The sequence below is a fragment of the Chryseobacterium joostei genome (genome assembly GCF_003815775.1).
GTDB lineage: Bacteria > Bacteroidota > Bacteroidia > Flavobacteriales > Weeksellaceae > Chryseobacterium > Chryseobacterium joostei.
In genome coordinates, this window is the sequence record NZ_CP033926.1 from 4666564 (window position 1) to 4689574 (window position 23011).

At 36.4% G+C, this 23011-nt stretch carries 11 protein-coding genes; 6 read left to right on the forward strand and 5 right to left on the reverse strand.

The window, feature by feature from the left end; translation table 11 throughout:
- Window positions 1–132: 132 nt before the first annotated feature.
- Together EG359_RS21350 and EG359_RS21355 are read right to left on the reverse strand one after the other, a co-directional pair.
- Window positions 133–2205: an alpha-ketoacid dehydrogenase subunit alpha/beta gene (locus tag EG359_RS21350; protein ID WP_076353822.1), complete on the reverse strand. Its 2073-nt coding sequence runs from the start codon at window positions 2203–2205 to the stop codon at window positions 133–135.
- 397 nt (window positions 2206–2602) lie between these two features.
- The gene (locus EG359_RS21355; RefSeq protein WP_076353824.1) at window positions 2603–4735 is read right to left on the reverse strand and encodes a S8 family peptidase; all 2133 of its coding nucleotides are present in this window, start codon (window positions 4733–4735) and stop codon (window positions 2603–2605) included.
- Between the two features lie 270 nt (window positions 4736–5005).
- On the opposite strand from EG359_RS21355, the gene dnaE reads away from it, so the two are divergent.
- The 3 genes from dnaE (at window position 5006) to EG359_RS21370 (ending at window position 16421) form a co-directional block, all read left to right on the forward strand.
- Window positions 5006–9673, forward strand: a complete 4668-nt coding sequence (gene dnaE, locus EG359_RS21360) for a DNA polymerase III subunit alpha (RefSeq protein ID WP_076353826.1) — start codon at window positions 5006–5008, stop codon at window positions 9671–9673.
- Window positions 9674–10007: 334 nt separating this feature from the next.
- The gene (locus EG359_RS21365) at window positions 10008–13505 is read left to right on the forward strand and encodes a T9SS type A sorting domain-containing protein (RefSeq protein ID WP_084180400.1); all 3498 of its coding nucleotides are present in this window, start codon (window positions 10008–10010) and stop codon (window positions 13503–13505) included.
- A gap of 126 nt (window positions 13506–13631) precedes the next feature.
- Window positions 13632–16421, forward strand: coding sequence for a T9SS type A sorting domain-containing protein (locus EG359_RS21370; RefSeq protein ID WP_084180402.1), 2790 nt, complete (start codon window positions 13632–13634; stop codon window positions 16419–16421).
- Window positions 16422–16592: 171 nt separating this feature from the next.
- On the opposite strand, the gene EG359_RS22615 is transcribed toward EG359_RS21370, so the two are convergent.
- Both EG359_RS22615 and EG359_RS21375 read right to left on the reverse strand, forming a co-directional pair.
- Window positions 16593–16751 (reverse strand): hypothetical protein, encoded by a 159-nt coding sequence (locus EG359_RS22615; protein ID WP_164463094.1) that lies wholly within the window; start codon window positions 16749–16751, stop codon window positions 16593–16595.
- 43 nt (window positions 16752–16794) lie between these two features.
- Complete coding sequence (locus tag EG359_RS21375) at window positions 16795–17622, reverse strand: ion transporter (RefSeq protein ID WP_123867481.1); 828 nt, start codon at window positions 17620–17622, stop codon at window positions 16795–16797.
- A 249-nt stretch (window positions 17623–17871) separates the two neighbouring features.
- On the opposite strand from EG359_RS21375, the gene EG359_RS21380 reads away from it, so the two are divergent.
- The 3 genes from EG359_RS21380 (at window position 17872) to EG359_RS21390 (ending at window position 20722) form a co-directional block, all read left to right on the forward strand.
- Complete coding sequence (locus EG359_RS21380; protein WP_076353834.1) at window positions 17872–18720, forward strand: hypothetical protein; 849 nt, start codon at window positions 17872–17874, stop codon at window positions 18718–18720.
- A gap of 125 nt (window positions 18721–18845) precedes the next feature.
- Window positions 18846–19943: a Nif3-like dinuclear metal center hexameric protein gene (locus EG359_RS21385; protein WP_076353836.1), complete on the forward strand. Its 1098-nt coding sequence runs from the start codon at window positions 18846–18848 to the stop codon at window positions 19941–19943.
- 2 nt (window positions 19944–19945) lie between these two features.
- The gene (locus tag EG359_RS21390; protein WP_076353838.1) at window positions 19946–20722 is read left to right on the forward strand and encodes a zinc ribbon domain-containing protein; all 777 of its coding nucleotides are present in this window, start codon (window positions 19946–19948) and stop codon (window positions 20720–20722) included.
- 248 nt (window positions 20723–20970) lie between these two features.
- On the opposite strand, the gene EG359_RS21395 is transcribed toward EG359_RS21390, so the two are convergent.
- Complete coding sequence (locus tag EG359_RS21395) at window positions 20971–22749, reverse strand: AMP-dependent synthetase/ligase (RefSeq protein ID WP_076353840.1); 1779 nt, start codon at window positions 22747–22749, stop codon at window positions 20971–20973.
- Window positions 22750–23011: the final 262 nt, after the last annotated feature.

The window sequence follows — 23011 nt, forward strand, 5'->3', positions numbered from 1 at the left end:
TATCTATTGATTTTTCAAGTTTTCTTTAGTTATAATGGCTTAAGATTGAGATTAATAATCTTAAATAAAAGTAGTGAAAAAAATGCATAAAAAAACCTCTAAAAATTTTTAGAGGTTTTTATTGATATCAATTTAATATTGTAGCATTTCTTCTATCTTCTTGGAAAGCTTTTCAGCATTTGGAAGCATTTCCTTTTCCAGTACCAGGTTAATAGGAACAGCGGGTACATCCAGAGATCCCATTGTTTCTACCGGAGCATCCAGATATTTGAAACAGTTCTTAGAGATTCTATGTGCAAAAGCTTCTGCAAAGGAGTTGTTAAGTTGTTCTTCCGTTAGAACAATACATTTACCATGCACTTTTACTCTTTCAAAAACAAGTTCTTCATCCAAAGGAATTAAAGTTCTTAAATCAATTACTTCAACTCGTCCATTGAAATTCTTAACGGCTTCTTTTGCCCAATAAACTCCCATTCCGTAGGTAACTACTAATAAGGTTCTTCCTTTTTCGGTTTCGTTTTTGTCTGCTTCAATCACTACTTTTCCTTTTCCAAATGGAAGAACATAATCTTCGGCAGGTTCAATGGTTTTAGCATCCTCGGTTCCCGGAACTTTGCTCCAGTATAATCCTTTGTGCTCAAGCATAATCACGGGGTTCGGATCGTAGTAAGCTGCTTTCAATAATCCCTTGAAGTCTGCAGCGTTGCTTGGGTAGGCTATTTTGATCCCTTTTATATTGGCTAAAATGCTTTCCACACTTCCGCTATGATAAGGGCCTCCACCGCCGTATGCTCCAATTGGAACACGGATAATATTGCTTACAGGGAATTTTCCCTGGCTTAAATAGCTTGATTTTGAAATTTCTGTAATTAGCTGATTGATTCCCGGGTAAATATAATCTGCAAACTGAACTTCAACAATAGGCTTTAATCCTACAGCACTCATTCCTGCTGTAGAACCTATAATGTAAGCTTCCTGAATTGCCGTATTGAAAACTCTTTTGCTTCCAAATTTTTTACCCAAGGTAACGGTTTCACGGAAAACTCCACCGATTCTTTCTCCTACATCCTGTCCGTATAGAATAGCTTCAGGATGCTTCCACATCAATTCCTGTATAGCATGGATGGCTGCGTCTACCATTACAATCTTTTCTCCGTTTGCAGGTTCACGTGTTCCGGCCTCCTCAGTAATGGGAGTAGGAGCGAAAATGTGCTGCATTACGCTATCTGGTTTTGGGTCTTCAGCATTTTTGGCTCTTTCAAAAGCTTCTTCAGCTTCAAGACGCGCTTTCTTTGTAATCTGTTTTAAAAGATCTTCGTCAGTTCCTGTTTCAAGCAATTGCTTTCTAAGAATTTCTCCCGGATCTTTCGCTCTATGTTTAATTAAGTCTTCCTCGTCTCTATAGAATTCTCTTCTTACTCCTGAAGTGTGGTGGCCAATCAATACAGTTTTTGCACAAACAACTAGGGGCTTTCTTTCTGTTCTCACAAAGTCTACCGCTTTTTTCATGGCTTCAAAACTTTCTACAAAATCAGTTCCGTCCACTCTCATTCTGCTTAATCCTGTAAATCCTGCTACAAAATCATAGGCATCACAGGTTCTGGCTTCTTCTTTGGTTACTGAAATTCCCCATTCATTATCCTGAACAAGAAATATAATAGGGAGTTGATGTAATGCTGCAAATTGTAATGCTTCACTTACTTCTCCTTCTGTTACGGAATTATCACCAAGGCTACAGATTACAACAGGGTTGTTTTCAAAATTCTGAAGTTTGAATTCCTGAATGTATTTTATTCCCTGTGCAACACCGGTAGTAGGAATAGTCTGCATTCCTGTTGCAGAACTTTGGTGGATGATCTTTGGCTTGTTTTCATCTCTGCTGGATGGGTGAGAATAATAAGATCTACCTCCTGAAAAAGGATCTTCAGCTTTAGCCAATAATTGAAGCATAAGTTGGTACGGTTCAAAACCAATTCCTAAAAGAATACTTTCATCTCTGTAGTAAGGAGATACCCAGTCTTCTTTTTTTAATTGGTAAGCGGTTGCTAACTGAATGGCTTCATGGCCTCTTGATGTACTATGAACGTATTTGCAGATATTTCTGTTTTCTTCGTAAATATCAGCCATAGCTTTGGCAAGCATCATGTGATTGTACGCTTTAAGTAAAATATCCTGAGAAACTTTTTCGTGAAGTGTATTTTCCATAGAAAGCAAATATACATAAAAAAACAAAATACTAACAACTGTTAGTATTTTGTAAGAAATTAATGTATTTACTGATTATTTGTTAATTATTTTTCACGGATATTTCTTTGTTGTTTTGTGTTCAGATGAGATAATTTTCTTTTGTAATACATTGTTTATTAATTGTTTGTTTGCCTGGTGTTTTATTGGTGAAATAAAGGATGTGATGGTTAGAATAAAATAGAATAATTGAAATTAAAGGATCTACTATTATGGAGTTTGAATTGATGGCTGATACACCAATCACCGAATCTAAGCTGTAAATAGACTTATTGATAAAAATAAGGCTATATAGTAAATAAAACAGACCATCGATAGGAGATCAATGGCCTGTTTAGGTTTTTTATGTGCTATAGGATTATTCCTTAATCACTTTTTTAGTAACAACATCTTTTTCAGTTTTTACTTCAATGATGTAAATACCTTTTGTATATGATGATAAGTTAATTGCTTCTTTATCACTGTTGATATTTCCGCTCTGTAATTTCTTGCCAGATAGGTCATACACATTAAATGTAGATTTTTTAGGAGCATGTAGGATGTTTGTTACATCTTTAGTAATAGAAGGAGCAATAGCAAGGTTGCTTAAGGCATTTGCAGCAGATTCCTTGGTTCCTAATACTTCGTTATGTCCTGTTACAATGATTGAGTAGTTTTGAGGAGTAGCAGCAGCCGGAACAGCATTGTTTAATAACGTGCCTTTATGAGATATTTCAATTTTATAAGTTCTACCTGCTATTGGATTATCAATAACAACTTGTTCTACATTGTCTACCGTGTTATCTCCTTTTGTAGCAAGTGCCATTGGATTTTCAACATTAAGCTTCCAAGGAAGGTTTGTTGTATTGGTAGTTAAATCGGTTACTCTTACATCCAAGTCGTTTATTAATCTTGAAACTCTGTTATTGTAAAGATTATCCCACATGTTGGTAATATTGGTGAATTCTGGATCTATCCAAGAAATCGTTACCTTAAGTGGAGTACCTCCAGTTGCTTTAACAAATTTGGTATTGGTTGTGCCATTTGTTAATGTTTCATTGTTGAAAATAACAGTATTGTTAGATTTTCCTACTAATAATTCTGCTCCTTTTTTAGCATCAATGAATCCCCATCCGTACCATACATCTGGACCTACATTTCCTGCTTCAAGTGCTGAATGAACCATTAGAGTTTTTGAAGCGGCAGCGTTTAGTTCTGCGTTGTTGAATAATGTTTTATGGATTTGTGACCAAAGACCGATAATTCCTGCAACTTGAGGGGCTGCCATTGATGTACCACTGTTAATTTGCCATGATAAGCTACCAGCTGTTGTTTCAGCAGTTGAAGCCATCCATATGTCTGTTCCAGGAGCTGAAATATCTGGTTTAATACCTCCATCATCTCTAGGTCCTGCATTACTATATTCTGCTTTTACTACATCTGTAGCTGCAGTATATTTATAGTTATTTGTAGTAATAACATTCGTTGCTCCCACTACGATGATATTTTTAGCTAAAGAACCATATCCAATACAGTCGAATCCTTGTGCACAATTTGCTGCTGGTGCAGCACCGGCAGGATATAATTGAAAACCTGTAGCTGTTTGATAGTAGCTGGTTGTTGTTGTTCCTTGATAGCCCGGGCCATAATTATAGTAATTACCGGCTGATTTTACAATTGTATAAGATGGGTTATTGTAAACAATCGCATCATATTGCTTATCATTTAGGTTATAAGTACCCATTTGGTCGTAGTTATTTCCTGAGATATAATTTCCATTCCAATACCATGCATTGGCAGGATAACCTGCAGATGTTGTTCCATATGTCCAGCCTGGGTTCACACCATATGAGTGATTTGAAATTTTAGGTTGTGCAATTAATATTTTAGCGAAAACATCTGTTGGGGTAGTAGATCCAGGTAATGTTGTTTGGGCAAACCTATATGAATCCATTGTTGAATTAATTGCAATGCCCATTGCATTTCCTTGCGCTACAATATTACCATTTTGATCTCTGCTTGTTAACGGTGAGCTTTTTGCGCCAATAATACTAGCTACCCCTGTTGCGTGGCTGCTATGAATGTTTGTATCCGCCTCTTTGTTTGTGATTCTTGCTGGGAGGTTATTAAATGCTTCGTGAGCAGCGTAAATTCTTCCTCCATCAAATATTGTATACTTTATTCCGTCTCCATTAAATGCTGTAGTAAGACCATTTACTCCTCCGGCTGTAGTAAGTGCATCAACATTGTTGTTTTTGATTTGGTTTTGATCGTCAGCCTGATAGAAATTAGGAATATCACCACTGAAACCAGCAAGGTTCGCTCTAAGTTCGGTGATTAATTTTTGCGTTTCAGCATTTCTCGCATTTCCGAATCTTTTTGCAACATAAGAATCAAACTTTGCGCTGTTCTCTTTGTTTTGTTTTTCAAACTCTCTTTTTAATCCCTCATTGTTTTGTGCACTTAACATAGAAATAGCTAAAGTGCCAACCAAAAGTAAATGTTTCTTCATAATGGTTAGTAAAATATTAAAAATTGTAATTCATCAAATATATGATAAAATAATTAAATAAGTGGAATTATTAATAATTAAACATTGTTTTTGATTGAAAATTTTCATATTATTTGTTTGTATTGGTTGTTTTCGTTTATTGTTTGAGATTGTTTTAATTTGTGAGTTTTTAAAATGATGTTTGCTGTTTGTATTGTTGTTTTAGACTATTTTTTGGAAAAAATGAAGTAACTTTACATTCTCTTTTTTATAAAAAAGTTAGAAAATTATATGTATTTAATTTTTGACACAGAAACAACCGGGTTACCTAAAAATTTTAACGCACCACTTTCAGATTCAGATAACTGGCCGAGAATGGTACAGATTGCATGGCAGGTACATGATGATGATGGTAATCTGATTGAAAATCAGGATTATATAATAAAACCTGAGGGATATGATATTCCCTTTAATGCTGCAAGAATTCACGGGATTACCACTAAAATTGCTAATGAAGAAGGGCGTGACCTTCAAGAAGTTTTGGAGGAATTTTCTGAAGTTCTTGAAAGGGTAAGGGTGGTTTCCGGGCATAATGTTGAGTTTGATTATAATATCGTAGGTGCGGAATTTTATAGGAAAAATTTAAAAGATAATCTTCAGGAAAAGCCAAAGGCTGATACCATGATTCTGGGAACCGACTACTGTAAGTTAGGCGGTGGAAGAGGAGGAAGATACAAGTCTCCAAAACTTGAAGAACTTTACGAAAAACTTTACGGAACTAAATTCGATGAAGCTCATAACGCTGCTGCAGACGTAAATGCCACGGCACGGGTATTCTTTGAAATGATGAGGATTGGAATAGTTCCTGCAGAAATTCTGAAGATATCAGAAGATCAGCTGAGCTATTTCAGGAGCCTTTATCCTGATCCTATTAAACCTTTTGGGATTGTTATCCGTAGACAGGTTGCGGATTTTAATAATAAGAAAAAGCAGCAGGATTTTGGAAGTATCGATGAGATTGATCTTGGGAAATATTTCAATTTTGACAATCACAGTGTTTTCTCAACATTAACGGCTACTTCAAGTATCAATGACTTGATTAAAAAGGCTTCTGATGAAAACTTTCCGGCTGTCGGAATGGTTGATTTGGGGAATATGATGGGTGCTTTCAAGTTTGTTTCCGCAGTAGAGGGAGCCAATGGAGACAGGGCAAAAAAACATAAAGAATATTTAGCAAAAAAACAGGAAGCGGAAGAAAATGGAACAGAATTTAATGAGGTAGAGCCTGTTTCAGAACCATTGATTCCAGTTGTAGGCTGTGAATTTTATATTTCAGACCGCTATGAGCAAAAGCAGTTTACCAAGGATGATCCGGATAGAAGGACGCAGGTTGTGCTTTTAGCAAAAGATTTTAATGGATATAAAAATCTGGCGAAACTTTCGAGTATTGGATTTTTGAAAGGATTTTACTTTGGGGTTCCTAGGATAAGCCGTGAATTAATAGCTCAGTACAAAGAAGGAATTATTGCTTTAACTTCGGGGATTCTTGGAGATATTCCTGATGCCATCCTAAATACGGGTGAGCAAAAGGGAGAGGAGCTTTTCAAATGGTGGAAAGATACTTTTGAAGATGATTTTTATGTTCAGATTCAGAATCATAAATTGCCTGAAGAAGAGCATTTAAATGAAGTTCTCCTGTATTTTGCAGATAAATATAATGTAAAAATTTTGGCCCAAAACCAAACTTTTTACACCAATAAAGATGATGCTAATATTCAGGATATTGTAAGTTGTATTAAAGATGGTGAAAAGCTTTCAACTCCTATTGGAAAAGGATTTGGTAAGAGAAGAGGCCTTTCAACAGGAGAATATTACATTAAGAATTCTCATGAAATAAAAGAGGCCTTTTTAGCCTATCCTGATGCGTTTGAAGCCTATGATGAGTTTTTTGCAAAATTTAAACCTTATACATTAAAAAGAGATGTACTTCTTCCAAAGTTTGATATCCCGCAAGAGTTTATTCATGCAGAAGATGAGGTAGATGGCGGGAAGAGAGGTGAGATGGCTTATCTTACCCATTTGACTTATGAAGGAGCAAGAAAAAGATATGGTGTTGATGGAATTACGGATGAAATAAAAGAACGTCTAGACTTTGAATTGGAGGTAATTGCCAATACGGGGTATCCGGGGTATTTCCTTATTGTACAGGATTTCTGTAATGAGGCCCGTAAAATGGGGGTTTGGGTAGGTCCCGGAAGAGGATCCGCTGCCGGATCTGCGGTAGCTTATTGTATTGGAATTACAAATGTTGACCCTATTAAGTATGATCTCCTTTTTGAGAGATTCCTGAATCCGGAAAGGGTTTCGATGCCCGATATTGATATTGACTTCGATGATGAAGGGAGAGATAGGGTTATTAAATGGGTAATTGATAAATACGGGCAAAGCCAGGTAGCACAGATTATTACCTATTCTGTATTAGGTGGAAAGTCTGCCATTAAAGATGCGGGAAGAGTATTGGATGTTCCAATCCCGGATACCAATAATATTGCCAAGTTAATCCCATCAACACCGGGAATGAACATTGCAAAAGCATTGGCAAAATATGATAAACTAAAACCGGAAGAACAAATGCTTGTTGATGAGATGAGATATGTTCTTGAAAGTCCTGATGATTCACGCCACGGAGTTTTAGCGAGTGCTAAAAAAATGGAAGGCTGTATCAGGAATACCGGAATTCATGCCTGTGGTGTAATTATCACACCGGAAGATGTGAGTAATCTGGTGCCTGTGACTATTGCTGCTAAGGATGCGGATATTTTAGTGTCTCAGTTTGACAACTCAGTAGCAGAAAGTGCCGGCCTTCTGAAAATGGACTTCCTTGGGCTTAGAACATTAACAATCATTAAAGATGCTCTAAAGCTTGTAAAAGCAAGATATGGGTTGGATATTGATCCTGATGAAATTCCATTGGATGATACTAAGACCTATCAATTATTTAAAGAAGGAAGAACGGTTGGTATTTTCCAGTATGAAAGTCCCGGGATGCAAAAGTACATGAGGGAGCTTAAGCCTACGGTTTTTGCTGACCTTATTGCCATGAATGCACTGTATCGCCCAGGTCCAATTAAGTATATTCCAAACTTTATTAACAGAAAGCATGGAGTTGAAGAGATTGTATATGACTTACCAGAAACAGAAGAATATTTAAAGGAAACCTACGGAATTACCGTTTATCAGGAGCAGGTAATGCTTTTGTCCCAGAAACTTGCCAACTTTACAAAAGGTGAGGCAGATACCCTGAGAAAGGCCATGGGTAAAAAGCAGATTGATGTTCTTAATAAAATGTATCCTAAATTTATAGAAGGAGGTAGAAAAAATAACCTGAATGAAGAAAGACTTGAAAAAATTTGGAACGACTGGAAAGCCTTTGCAGAATATGCATTCAACAAATCTCACTCTACCTGCTATGCCTTTATTGCTTATCAAACTGCCTATTTAAAAGCAAATTATCCCGCTGAATATATGGCAAGTGTAATGAGTAATAACATTAATAATACGGATTCGATTACCATGTTTATGGAGGATTGTAAAAGTATGGGGGTTGATGTTTTAGGTCCTGATGTGAATGAATCTCAATATAAATTCTCTGTAAACGAAAAAGGACAGATTCGTTTTGGTTTAGGTGCTATCAAGGGAATTGGTGAAGGGCCAAGTGAAGCGATTACAAGAGAGCGAAGAAATGGAAGATTTAAGGATGTTTATGATTTTTTTGAAAGAATAATGCCTTCTCATATGAATAAAAGAGTAGCGGAAAGTTTAGTGCTGGCCGGTGCTTTTGATGAATTGGGTTCTTTCCACAGAGGTCAGTATTTTGATATTGATATGGCTGGAAGAACTAATTTGGAAAGGCTAATCAGGTATGGACAAAGCTTTCAGGAAAGTAAAAATGAGATGGAACATTCTCTGTTTGCTGATTTTGCAGATGAGGTACAGATTGAGCAGCCAAAATTAGCACCTTGTCCGGAATGGCCAAATATGCATAAATTAAACAAAGAAAAAGAAACTATAGGATTCTATCTTTCGGCTCATCCATTGGATGAATTTAAGTACCAGTTTCAGTTTATGCAGGGACGACTTTCCAAGAAGTCTGTTCTGGAAAAAGAAGAAGAGGAAAAGGTAACTACAGATGAAGCTCCTTTGTTGGAACAGGATTCACAAGATGAAACTGTAGATCTTACAGAGATTGTTTCTGATGAATTGTCTGTGGGAGAAGAAGAAGTAATAGAAGAGTTGACAAAAAAAGCAGAACCAAAGGGAACTTTTGGATTTTTGAATCTTGATGAGGTGGATGCTTATAAGGAACAAGCTTTTGCCAATAAACCTGAAGAGTTATTTGAGGAAAAAAAGAAAGACTGGAAAACACTTCAAAAAGAAAGAGAAAATGGTGGCGGTGGAAAAGAATATACTGTTGCAGGTTTAATTACAGAATATAGAGTTCAGGATGGTTTCAGAAGTGGTGAAAAAGTAGCTTTTGTTACCTTGGAGGATTATTCAGGGTCTTATTCCTTTAGGCTAGGGGACAGGGATTATATGAGATTGAAAGAAAAGCTTGAAGTTCAGAGATTTGTTATATTCAAAATAAAATTTGCTCAGGTAAAGGACGGGCGTGTTTTTGTGAATGTAAATGATGTGATAGAGCTTCAGGAAGCTTTTGAAAGATTTGCTAAAAGTATTTCTCTTGTAATGGATGTGATGGATGTAAGACCAGAAGATCTGGACTTTTTCAGAGCAGTGCTGGATAGAAATAAAGGAAGTCAAAAGCTGAAATTCTTTATTAAAAATATTGATGATGACTCTCATATTGAGGTTCAGTCTATGAAGCATTCCGTAGATTTAAATGGCGATTTGATCAAAGAAATACAATTACTCAATAAATATGAATTCTATTTGAATTAAAATTACTGATACAATTGATTAAAAAGTGGCTTTTTGCCACTTTTTTTTGTTTTTATTAATCAATGTGAGATTTTTTAGAAAAATATATTTTTATGTTAAATAGTATTTTATGTATAGGTAGGAATTAGTTTGTCTTTTGTTTAAATAATTGATATTCAATTATTTATTATGTTATGGCTTATTTTTAAATATCTGTTAAAATTAAATAAATGTTTAGTTTTTTAATAAAAATAAAAGACTTTTAATTTTGTTTGAATAGTATTTTTTAATATTTTATGATATTTCATCAAAAAAATATTTACTTTTACCGCCCTAACTATTATTATTACTATTTATGAAAAAAATTCTACTGATGTGTATGATGGCTCTTGGTATAGGAGCCTCGGCACAGATTCTCGTTAATGAGGGGTTTGAGGGCTCGTCACTCCCCACTGGGTGGACCTCGGCTACGCTACCTTCTACAACATCACAATCCGTATCATTAGGAATGTGGTCTGGTTCTGGCCCTGCTTGTGCGGGTTCAAACGTGGCTTACAAGAACCTCTATAGCAATGTGACGTCGTATAATCTTGTTTATTCTTCTCCCAATTCTAATGGCCTGGCTCTTGATTATTCATTCCAGTATGCAGCCAAAGGATTTTCTAGCAGCGGAGCTATTAAGGGAAATTTTGTAACAGAATATTCTCTTGATGGTGGAGTGAACTGGACCACATTGGTTGCTCCTGTCAATCTTGATAGTCCAAATGCTACTCCAATTCCCTGTACTACTATTTCAGGAACAATTCCTGCAGGAACAATTCCTGCGGGAGCAGATTTTAAATTCAGAATTACGGCAAACTATGTTTCTCCGTCAGATTTCTACTTAGGATTTGATGAGATCAAATTGAATCAGCCAATCACTACTCCTCCCGGATGTACTACGCTAACGGCACCAGCGGCAGCGGAAACAGGAGTTTCCAGAACTCCTACACTAAAATGGAACAGTGCGGCAGGAGCTACCGGATATTTAATTAATATGGGAACTACTCCTGGTGGAACGGACGTATTGAATAATGTAAATGTAGGAAATGCGCTTAGTTATACTATTCCTGCTGCAAATACGCTGAATTATTCAACACCATACTATGTAAAGGTAATTCCTACCAACAATCTTGGGAATAATACCGGATGCTCAGAAAGTTCTTTCATGACTTTGAATATTGGTTGTCCTACTGTTTCTTCGCCTGCTTCAGCGGCAACTGGTGTATCAGTGCTTCCTGCTATTAGCTGGTCATCGGTAACAGGAGCTACAGGTTATAAGATTTCAATAGGAAGTACGGCAGGTGGTACAGATGTTATGAATAATGTAGATGTAGGAAATGTTACCACTTATACGCTTACGACTCCATTGTTATTTAATACAAAATATTATTATACGGTTAATAGTTATAGCCCTACCTCTGTGAGTTCAGGTTGTACAGAAAGAACCTTTACAACGGCTACTTTATGCCCTACTGTTTCAGCGCCTAGTTCAGGAGCAAGTGGTATATCGGTACTTCCTACTATTACATGGAGTGCAATTGCTGGAGTTACAGGGTATAAAATTACGATGGGAACCACTGCTGGAGGAAATAATATCATGGATAATGTGGATGTAGGAAATGTAACTACCTATACTCTTGCTACACCTTTGTCTTTTAATACCAAGTATTATTATAAAGTGATTGCTTACTCAGGAGGTGTAGAAGGAACGGCTTGTACTGAGCGAAGCTTTACAACAAATACTTTATGTCCTTCTGTTTCTGCACCAGTTTCTGCAGCAACCGGAGTATCTGTACTTCCAACTATTACATGGGGTGCAATACCTGGGGTTACGGGATATAGAATTAATATGTCAACTACGCTTGGAGGAAATGATATTATGGATAATGTGGATGTAGGAAATGTATCTACTTATACTCTTACTACACCTTTAGCATTCAATACCAAGTATTATTATAGAGTGGTTGCTTATTCAGGAAGCACAATGGGACCGGCTTGTACAGATAGAAACTTTACAACTGCTACTTTATGCCCTACTGTTTCAGCACCAGCTTCTTCAGCAACAGGAGTTTCTGTGCTTCCAACTATTACATGGGATGCAATAGTCGGGGTTACAGGATATAGAATTACCATGGGAAGTACCGCAGGTGGAAGCGATATCATGAATAACGTAGATGTAGGAAATGCAACTACCTATACTCATGCCACACCTTTAGCATTCAATACCAAGTATTATTACAAAGTGATCGCATATTCAGGAAGTATAGTAGGAACAGCTTGTACAGAAAAAAACTTTACAACTGCTACCTTATGTCCTACTGTTTCAGCACCAAGTTCTTCAGCAACCGGGGTTTCAATATTACCAACCATTACATGGGGAGCGATTACGGGTGTTACAGGATATAGGATTACAATGGGAACTACCGCAGGTGGAAGTGATATCATGAATAATGTAGATGTAGGAAACGCAACTACCTATACTTTGACTACACCTTTAGCATTCGGTACGAAATATTATTATAAAGTGATTGCGTATTCAGGAAGTACAGTTGGAACAGCTTGTACAGAAAGAAACTTTACAACATCAACTTTGTGCCCTTCAATTTCTTCACCTAGTTCAGGTACAACCGGTGTACCTCTACTTCCTACTATTACATGGGGGGCAATCACAGGAGTTACAGGATATAAAATTTCCATGGGAACTACTTCTGGAGGAACTGATATTTTAAATAATGTAGATATAGGGAATGTTACTTCCTATACTGTTGCTACGCCTTTAGCATTGACAACTAAATATTATTATACAGTAATAGGATATACGGGAACCCTTACGGGCACTGCTTGTACCATAAATAACTTTACGACTCAGGGAGCATGTCCGGTTGTGACATATCCTGCAGACGCTGCAACGCTTCAACCAATAAATCCTATCATAAAATGGAATGCAATGCCGGCAGCAGCTTATTATACCTTAACTATTGGTACAACAGCAGGTGGGTCTGATATTATGAATAATGTAAATGTTGGAAACGTTTCTTCATATACCGTTACAGCTCCATTAACATTAGGAACTAAATATTATTATAAAGTAAATACGGATACCTCAACAGCTTGTGCTGAAAGAACATTCACTGTAAATGCGAATCCTGCGCCAGCAAATGATAATTGTTCAGGAGCATTGCTTGCAACATCTTTCCCATATGCTTATTCACAAACTAATGGAGTAGGTGCTACGAATGGAACTGGATTTATTACAACGTGTTCAGGAGGCAATGATGGAATGTGGTTTAAATTTACTGGGAATGGAGGAGAAATCACTGTTTCTGCGAAAAGCACTACAAGCTGGGATCATAGAGTATCTGTATATAGTGGAAGCTGTGGAGCTTTTGTTTGTGTAGCTACAATAGACGAAAAAGCTGCAGCAGTTGATAATATTGAAACCCTTACTTTCAGTTCTGTTGCAGGAACTGTATATTATGTGAATGTAGGGTATTATTCTCCAACTCTAGATAGTTCGGAAGGAAACTTTGACATCAATATTACTAGCAGTATATTAGCAACATCTGAAATTGTTGCTGAGAAAATAAAAGAAATTAAAGTCTATCCTAATCCATTTACGGATGTCTTGAATATCTCAGACGTAACGAAAATACAGTCTATTTCTATTATTGATCTTGCCGGAAGAGTGGTGAAGACAATAGAAAAACCTACTTCAGTTCTTCAATTGGGAGATTTGAAACAAGGTATGTATTTAATGGCATTAAATATGAAAGACGGATCAAGACAAGTAATTAAAGTGATTAAGAAATAATCCGAATAATATAGGCATTTGAAGCAGTAACTTAATTGTTACTGCTTTTTTTTAATCTTTTTTTAATGTTGTGTTTAAATTATTATTAATTTGGTAAATGTAATAATCCCTTAAAAAAAATTAAATATGAAGAAAATCTTACTCTTGTGCTTGCTCACCGTAAGCATGATTTTGAGTGCTCAAATCACCTTGGGTGAAGGTAGTACAATCACCGGAAATGCTCCGGTCAATACCTATTATGGGTATTCCTATACCCAGCAAATTTTCACAAAACAGGAAATTAATGCAAATGCTGCAGGAAATATTACCGGTCTTAAATTTTATCTGGATCCTGCTGCAACGATAGACAATTCATCCGATTGGGTTGTTTATCTCGGTCATACTACAAAAACTAATTTTACGTCTGGTAGCAACTGGGTTCCTGTTGCACAGATGACAGAAGTGTATTCAGGAACTGTTTCAAACTCAAATGGAGTGATAGAAATTACATTTGCTGTACCATTTGCGTATAACAATACACAAAATTTAGTTCTTGCAATAGATGAAAATACTTCCAATTATGATGATGATGAAGTGTTTTCTGTATTTAATGCGGTGCAGGACAGAGCTATTGCTTATTCAAGCGACTCTCAAAATCCGGATCCGTCAAATCCTCCCTTTGGAACATCTCTAGGATACAGATCGGTTATAAGCTTTATGGGGCTTACTCCAAGTGCAATACCAGCTTGTGCTCCTGTAATATATCCTGCAAACAATGCAATCTTAGTTCCATTGTCTCCTACCATTACTTGGAGTGCGCCACAAGGAGCTACAAGTTACAAGGTTTCTATAGGCACAACTCCAGGAGGAACAAATATTGTAAATCAACAAGCGGTAACAACAAACAGCTTCACGCCGGCAGCCCCACTTTCTATTAATACTACTTATTACCTTAGAGTGATTTCAGTTGGGGTAGGTGGTGAGTCTACTGGTTGTACCGATATAAAGTTTAAAACAGTACCTCCTCCTCCAGCCAATGATGATTGTGCTGCTGCTGTAAACCTGACGGTAAACCCAGATCTGAACTGTGGAACTGTTACTGCGGGAACAACGGTTTCGGCAACCGATTCAGGATTGACTCCGGATCCTTGCTTTGGTACTCCGGATGATGATGTATGGTATAAATTTACAGCAACGGCAACAAGCCATGTAATTTCACTTAAAAATGTAACCGCTGCAGGTACCACTTCAAGCACAGATACCTATTTCCAGGTTTTCAGTGGTGATTGTGCAACATTAAACAGTATTTTATGTTCAGATCCGGAAAGTGCTGTAGCAACAGGGCTTACTGCAGGAAGTACTTACTATATAAGAGTTTATAGTTATGGAGATGCAGGAAATGCTCAAGCTTTCAATATATGTGTAGGAACATTGCCTCCTCCTCCTGCAAACGATGAGTGCTCTGCTGCAATTACCCTAACGGTAAACCCTGATATGAATTGTGGTACAGTTACTGCTGGTACAACTCTTTCTGCAACAGATTCAGGCTTAGCTCCAAGTCCTTGTTTTGGTAATCCTGATGATGATGTATGGTATAAGTTTACAGCAACGGCAGCTTCTCATGTTATTTCACTTAAAAATATTGTTGGAGTAGGTACTGGAAGTACCAGTACAGATACTTATTTCCAGGTTTTCAGTGGAATCTGTGGAGGTTTGACAAGTATTTTATGTTCAGATCCTGATTCATCAATTGTTTCCGGTCTTAATGCAGGTGAAACTTACTATGTAAGAGTTTATAGTTATGGAGGAGCAGGAAGAGCTCAAAGTTTCAATATATGTGTAGGAACTTTGCCGCCGCCGCCAACAAACGATGACTGTGCTAGTGCTGTTACCCTGACAGTAAATCCAAATATGAACTGTGGAACAGTTACTTCTGGCCATACGCTTGGCGCAACAGATTCAGGCTTAGCTCCAAGTCCTTGTTTTGGTAATCCTGATGATGATGTATGGTTTAAATTTACAGCAACTGCTGGTAGCCATATGATTACATTAAGCGATGTTGTTTCATTGGGTACAAATCAGACTATAGACAGCTATTTCCAAGTTTTCAGTGGAAGTTGTGGAAATTTAGTAAATGTCCTATGTTCAGATCCTGAGTCAGCAGTAGCAACAGGTCTTACAGCAGGAAGTACTTATTATGTAAGAGTTTTCACTTACGGTGGAACAGAAACGGCAATTGGCTTTAAGATATGTGTAGGAACATTGCCACCACCTCCGGTAAATGATGCTTGTACTGGTGCATTGGTAGCATCTGTATTCCCTTATACTTATACTCAGGCTGATGCGGCTGGAGCTACTAATAATGGTGGATTCCTTTCTACTTGCGCAAGTAATCCAATGAATGATGGTACTTGGTTTACTTTCATGGGAGATGGTACAACTCACGAAATTGCTGTTACAATGCCTTCTGGTAGTAGCTTTGATCCGCAGATTGGAGTTTTTAGCGGTAGCTGCGATAATTTAGCTTGTGTAAGTACCGTTGATGCTAATGGAGGTGGAAGTACAGAAACAGTATCTGTGCCAACGGTTACAGGAACTGCATATTATGTGAATGTGGGACATTATTCTGATGATGAAGATAAATTGGAGGGTGCATTTACGATTACTATTAATAAAGAAAATCTTGGAACTTCAGAAACATCTAGTGCTAAGAATGAAATTAAAGTATATCCAAATCCATTTACAGATGTATTGAATATTTCCAAAGCAGATCAGGTAAAATCAATTTCTGTTCTGGAAGTTTCAGGAAGATTGGTTAAAACTATTGAAAATCCTTCCTCTGTTCTTCATTTAGGAGACTTAAAGCAAGGAATGTATTTAGTAGTTTTGAATATGAAAGACGGAACGAAGCAGACAGTTAAAGCAATTAAGAAATAATTGAGAAATAATTGAAATAGAGAGACGGGTCATTTGATCCGTCTTTTTTGTGAAAAAATATTAGAAATAGTAATAAGGCAAATAGCTCATAAGGTTCTTGAAACGAAAAAAAGAAGAGTAGAAATTTCCGCTCTTCTTTTTATTTATAAACAGATCATGATCTGTAATTCCTTACTTGTTGGGTACAGGCTGTATGTCTCCCGTGTTCATAAGATCGAAAACAGTTGGGAAGAACATAACAAGGATAAAATAAATGATAATCATTAACGCAATAAGTGCGAAAAGAATAATCACTAAACTATTGGGTTTGTTTTTCTTTTTTGGTTCCATGATTTTGTGGTATTTGGTGAATAGATTAAACTAATACCTAATATCAAGCTAATTTCTTGCCACACTGCTTACAGTATCTTGCATCATCATCAATATCTTCATTGCCACAACGGTCACAGACCATTTCCAGGTTCTGTCTTTTGTTTCGCATTTCGGCTGTTACAATTCCGGTAGGAACCGCAATGATGGAGTAACCTGCAAGCATCAGAACAACTGCAAAAAACTTTCCCATCGGAGTAATAGGAGATACATCCCCATATCCTACAGTAGTTACCGTTACTACAGCCCAGTAAATAGATTGAGGGATTGTTTCAAAACCCTGACGGCCACCTTCTACCATAAACATAAGTGAACCTACAATAACCGAAAATATGATCAGAAACAGAAGGAATATATAAATCTTTCTCGAACTGTTTCTTAATGCTCTTACAATCAGATAGCCATCATTCATGAAGTCCAGTAAATTGAAAATCCTGAAGATTCTCAGCATTCTCAGCATTCTGAAGATCAGGAAATATTTCGTGATCGGAAAGAAAAAACTAAGAAAGAAAGGAACCAGCGCAAGAAAATCAATAATTCCGAAGAAGCTGAAGATATAGTTGCGCTTATTTTTTATCACGGCAATCCGCATAGAATACTCAGCAGTGAAAAAAATAGAAATAATCCATTCAAGAATTACAAAGGTATAATGAAATCTTTTATCCAGCTGAGGTACACTTTCCATCATAATAATGGCAGTACTTGCAAGGATTAAGGATAGTAATATGATATCGAAGAGTTTTCCGAGCCTGGTATCGGAGCGATAAATTATTCGGTAAAGGAATCTTTTCCAAAGTTTGTCTTCAGGAACAAGGTTATGTTCTCTTTCCATGTACATTCAGTTATTTCACAGCGAAGTTAATAATTTTCATGAAGTATAGACTATATATATGATTGTTAAAAGAAAGTTTAAAATGTTAATGATTTTTCTTTCATTTAAAAGTGAGTTATTACAATTTAATGTGATGGTTTTCAGTGGTTTATGTTATGTAAATTACGAATAAAATATGACATATAAAAATTTATTTTTTAACATATTTTTAACTATAGTTTGTAATTTTATTCAATAAAACGTAAGATCATGAGAAAATTTTTAACTTCGTTTATTCCGCTTTGTGTAGGCACTCTTATGTTTGCTCAGGTAGGTATTAATACATCGAATCCCAATGAAGCAACAGTGCTTGATGTTGTCTCCAATCAGAAAGGTATTCTTATTCCCCGACTTACAGATACGGACAGAAATACTTACTTAGCTGATAATGATGCTTTAACAGTGCCTCCTGCAGGTGTTGTAAATGCTAATCTTACTGCAGGAACCCTTATTTTTAATACGACAACGAATAATTTCCAGTATTGGGATGATACCCTCTGGAGACAGCTTTTTGTCCCCACATCTTCTCAGGCTGGTAATGACGGTGTCGTTAAAGTGAATTCTGGAAACGCAAATGCAAAACCATCCCTTAATTTAAGTGCTGCAGGAAATGGATATGGAGCAAGGCAACAGGTGACTTACACAACACCATTAGTCTTTGCTGCAAGCCCTACCACTAGCTGGCCGGAAACCACAGTTCCCTTTCCGGGGGTTACAGCTAATATTTATACTGCAGCAACAGGTAAATGGAGAGAAAATGAAATCTATGGTCAGGTACATGTTTGGAGACTTATTGCTAATATAACCCCGGGATCCAATTCTTCAGGATCTGTAAAAGCAACTTTCAAAAACCCTGATTCCGGCTTTGAAATCAATTCTATTCAATTGGTCCCAAGTGGCTCAGGTGGAGTAGGTAACCTGCTTACCTTTTACTTCTATACCATTGCAGATCCTGCCAGCCTAGACCCGGGTAGAGGATATCAGCTTTTCATGGAGTCAGATATATCCTGTGGTGTAGTGGTAGATTCCTTTACAAGGGTGTCCCTCTTCAAAGATTAAAGATGATATTTAAAAACATAAATTTAAGTCGGTTCGAAAAGTCCGGCTTTTTTTATGAACGGATAAAATTTTCTGGAATCCTTAGGAAATTAATATCTTCGCTGTAACTGTAAAAATATAGACTAATGAAGCTAAGAGCTGTAATTTCAAAAATAGAAGAAGAAATAAGTATCAGACAGGCAGAGGATTTTGATAACGTAGGATTACTGTGTGGTGTTCCGGATCGTGATGTTTCCGGAATTCTGGTTTGTCATGATGCATTGGAAAATGTTGTAGAGGAAGCCATTGAGAAAAACTGCAACCTGATTGTATGCTTTCATCCCATTATATTTTCGGGTTTGAAGTCCCTAACAGGAAAAAATTATGTAGAAAGAGCAGTTTTAAAGGCTATTGAAAACAAAATTGCCATTTACGCCATTCATACAGCCTTTGATAATGATTTCTTTGGAGTGAATTATGGAATATGCAGCGAGCTGGGATTAAAGAATATGAAAATCCTTCAGCCAAAGGAAAAGAATTTAAAACAACTTACGGTTTTCGTTCCAAAGGAGCATTCAGATAAAGTAAGAGAAGCTATGTTTGCTGCAGGAGCAGGAAGTATAGGATTTTATGACGAATGCAGTTTTACAGTCAATGGAAACGGAACATTTAGACCAATAGAAGGTTCAAATCCTTTTTCCGGACAGCAAAATATCCGAGAGAATGCTGATGAAGATATGATTTCCGTAGTTTTTGAAACCTATAAGGAAGGCCAGATCATCGGAGCAATGAAAAATGCTCATCCATATGAAGAAGTTGCCCATCAGCTATATAGCCTGGATAACAAAAATCATCATACCGGATTGGGAATGTATGGTGACCTGGAAGAAGAGATGGATGAAAAGGATTTCTTAAGATTTGTAAAAGAAAAGTTCAGTCTTGAAGTCATAAAACATTCTTCTTTCAACAACAAAAAAATTAAAAGAGTAGGGGTTCTGGGAGGTTCTGGAGCCAGCGGAATTCGCTCTGCAGTTTCCAAGAAATGTGATGCTTACCTTACCGGAGATATCAAATACCACGACTATTTCCTGGCAGAGTCCAAAATGTTGATTTGTGATATAGGACATTATGAATCAGAACAATTTGTAACTCAACAATTATTTGAAATTTTATCACAAAAATTTAGTACATTTGCAATTTCAAAATCTATTGAAAAAACAAACCCAGTAAATTATTTCATTTAAATATGGCAAAAACCAACGATATTTCAGTTGAAGAAAAATTAAGAGCTTTATACGATTTACAGATCATTGATTCAAGATTGGATGAAATCCGAAATACTAGAGGAGAATTGCCAATTGAAGTTGAAGATCTTGAAATCGAGATTGAAGGTCTTGAAAAAAGAGCTGAAAAATTTCATGCAGACATTAAGGATCAGGACGATCAGATCAAAACAAAGCATGAAGTTATTAACCATGCAAAAACTTTAATTGAGAAGTATAAATCTCAACAGGATAATGTAAGAAACAATAAAGAGTTTGAAGCATTAGGGAAAGAAATTGAATTCCAGGACCTGGAAATTCAACTTGCTGAAAAAAGAATTAAGGAATTCGGAGTTAAAATTGCTCACAAAAACGAAACTTTAAGTGAACTAACTGCAAAGATCGACGATTTAAAAAATCACTTGAAATTCAAGAAAGAAGAATTGGATGGTTTGATCTCTGAAACTCAGAAAGAAGAAGAATACTTAATAGAGCAATCTAAAGAATTCGCTGGTAAAATTGACGAAAGATTATTAGCTTCTTACAACAGAATCAGAACAAACTCTATTAACGGTCTTGCTGTAGTAGGATTAGAAAGAGGAGCTCCAAAAGGGTCTTTCTTTACTATTCCTCCACAAAAGCAGATGGAAATCGCTCAGAGAAAGAAAATTATTATTGATGAGCATTCTGGAAAAATCCTTGTTGACGACGAGTTGGTAATGGAAGAAAACGAAAAAATGAAATCAGTAATTAAATTCTAATTATTCGATTTTAAATAATATAAAAGCTGTTTCAGAAATGAAGCAGCTTTTTTTTGTTTTAATAATTAAAGTCTTTTGAAAAGCTGTATTGCCAGCAAGGGTTGTGAGAATCTATAAATTCAACAGCAATGGGCTTTGGCCTATTTTCATTAAAGAAATAAGATATTCAATTAGTTTTAGCCAAAACATGATTAAACCCAAGTGAAGTCATAAAAAAAACCGCTTCATAACGAAGCAGTTTTTTTATTTTATTCCTGATGATCATACATCTTATTATAGAGAGCAATAAACTTCTCTTTTACTGCTTTTCTTTTCAGTTTTAGCGTTGGCGTCAGAAGTCCTGCTTCAATACTCCAGATTTCAGGAGTCAATTCAATCTTTTTGATTTTCTCCCAGTTTCCAAGATGCTCATTGATTCCCTCCATTTCCTTTTCAATTCTCTGCTTCAGCTCAGTGCTTTTAGCAATTTCTTCCGGTGTGGAGCCGATATTGAGATTATTTCTCATGGCCCAGTTCCTTGCAAATTCAAAGTCAGGCTGTACCAATGCACATGGCATTTTTTCACCATCACCAACAACCATGATCTGCTCAATGAATTTTGAAGCTTTAGCAAGGTTTTCAATGGTTTGGGGAGCGATATATTTACCACCGGATGTTTTGAACATTTCCTTTTTACGGTCTGTGATCTGTAAAAACCCCTCATTATCAATATGACCAATATCTCCGGTCTTGAAAAACCCATCTTCAGTAAAGGCTTCTCTGGTCATCTCATCGTTTTGAAAATATCCCTTAAATACAGACGGCCCTTTTACGGTAATCTCACCATCTTCCTGAATCTTTACCTTTAGATTATCCAATGGTACTCCTACAGTTCCCACTTTCATCTTGTCGAAACTGTTTACAGAAATTACCGGAGATGTTTCGGTTAAACCATATCCCTCCAAAATTGGAATCCCTGCATTCTGGAACATTAAGTTCAATCTTGTAGACAATGCTGCAGATCCGGAAACCAAGGTGACAATTTCACCTCCTAAACCTTCTCTCCATTTAGAAAAAACCAGTTTATCAGCAATCATTTCCTGAATTCCTGATGGCTTGGAAATAACTTTCTTTTTGGAAATGAGATTCAAAGCCCAGAAAAAGATCTTGGACTTTAATCCGCCTGCAGAAGATCCTGTATTATATATTTTATCATATACCTTTTCTACCAATCTTGGTACTACAGTCATATAGTGAGGCTTCACTTCTTTTACATTTTCACCCATTTTTTCAATGCTCTCGGCAAAGTAAAGAGAAAAACCATTGTATTGATACAGATAAAAAAGCATTCTTTCAAAAATATGGCAGATAGGAAGAAAGCTTAACGCTCTTGTTTCCTTATAGTCCAGACTTTTTTTCTTAGGAATCCTTGGGATAGAACCTAATACATTGGATACAATATTATTATGGGTAAGCATTACTCCCTTAGGTCTTCCCGTAGTTCCGGAAGTATAGATGATTGTTGCGAGATCTTCAGTATTGATGGCATTGGAAAGGTCCTCCACCTCAATTTGTGTAGATTCATCTTCACCCAGATCCATGATTTCTTTCCAATTGGCAGCTCCACTTATATTGTCGAAAGTAAAGATTCCCTGTAGACTTGGGATATTGTGTTTTACTTTCATTACCTTATTAAGAAGTTCCTTGTCAGAAACAAAACAATACTGTATTTCTGCATTGTTGAAGATAAATTCGTAATCCTCTGAGGAAATACTAGGATAAACCGGTACTGAAACAACACCGATTTGTGAAAGTCCAAAATCCATAATAGCCCATTCCGTACGGGAATTGGTGGTTATCAAAGCGATCTTATCACCAGGCTTTATACCTAGCTTCAATAATCCTCTGGATATCTTATTTCCCTCATTGATAAACTCCTGCGTAGAAGTTTTTTTCCATTCACCATGATACTTTGTAACAAACATATCCGTTTTAGGATATTTTTCTAAAGCATAGTGCGGAATATCGAATAATCTCTTGATCGTCATGATTTTTTAAATAATTTATAAAGAAATTTAAATATAAGCATTTTTTTTAATTGTAGACCTCTGATTCTAATAATTGAAATTTAGTTAAATGCTTACCATAATATTTTTCATCAAAAAGGAGGCCGTAAGCAGGATAGAGACGTTTTTACTATTAAATTATTTCACTAATGCAACTTTTTAAAAATGAATAGTTTTTGTTTTATTTCCTTTTAATATTTCCATGGTTTTCCGGTTTTCATTACCTGAATCCAAAAGCTCTTCC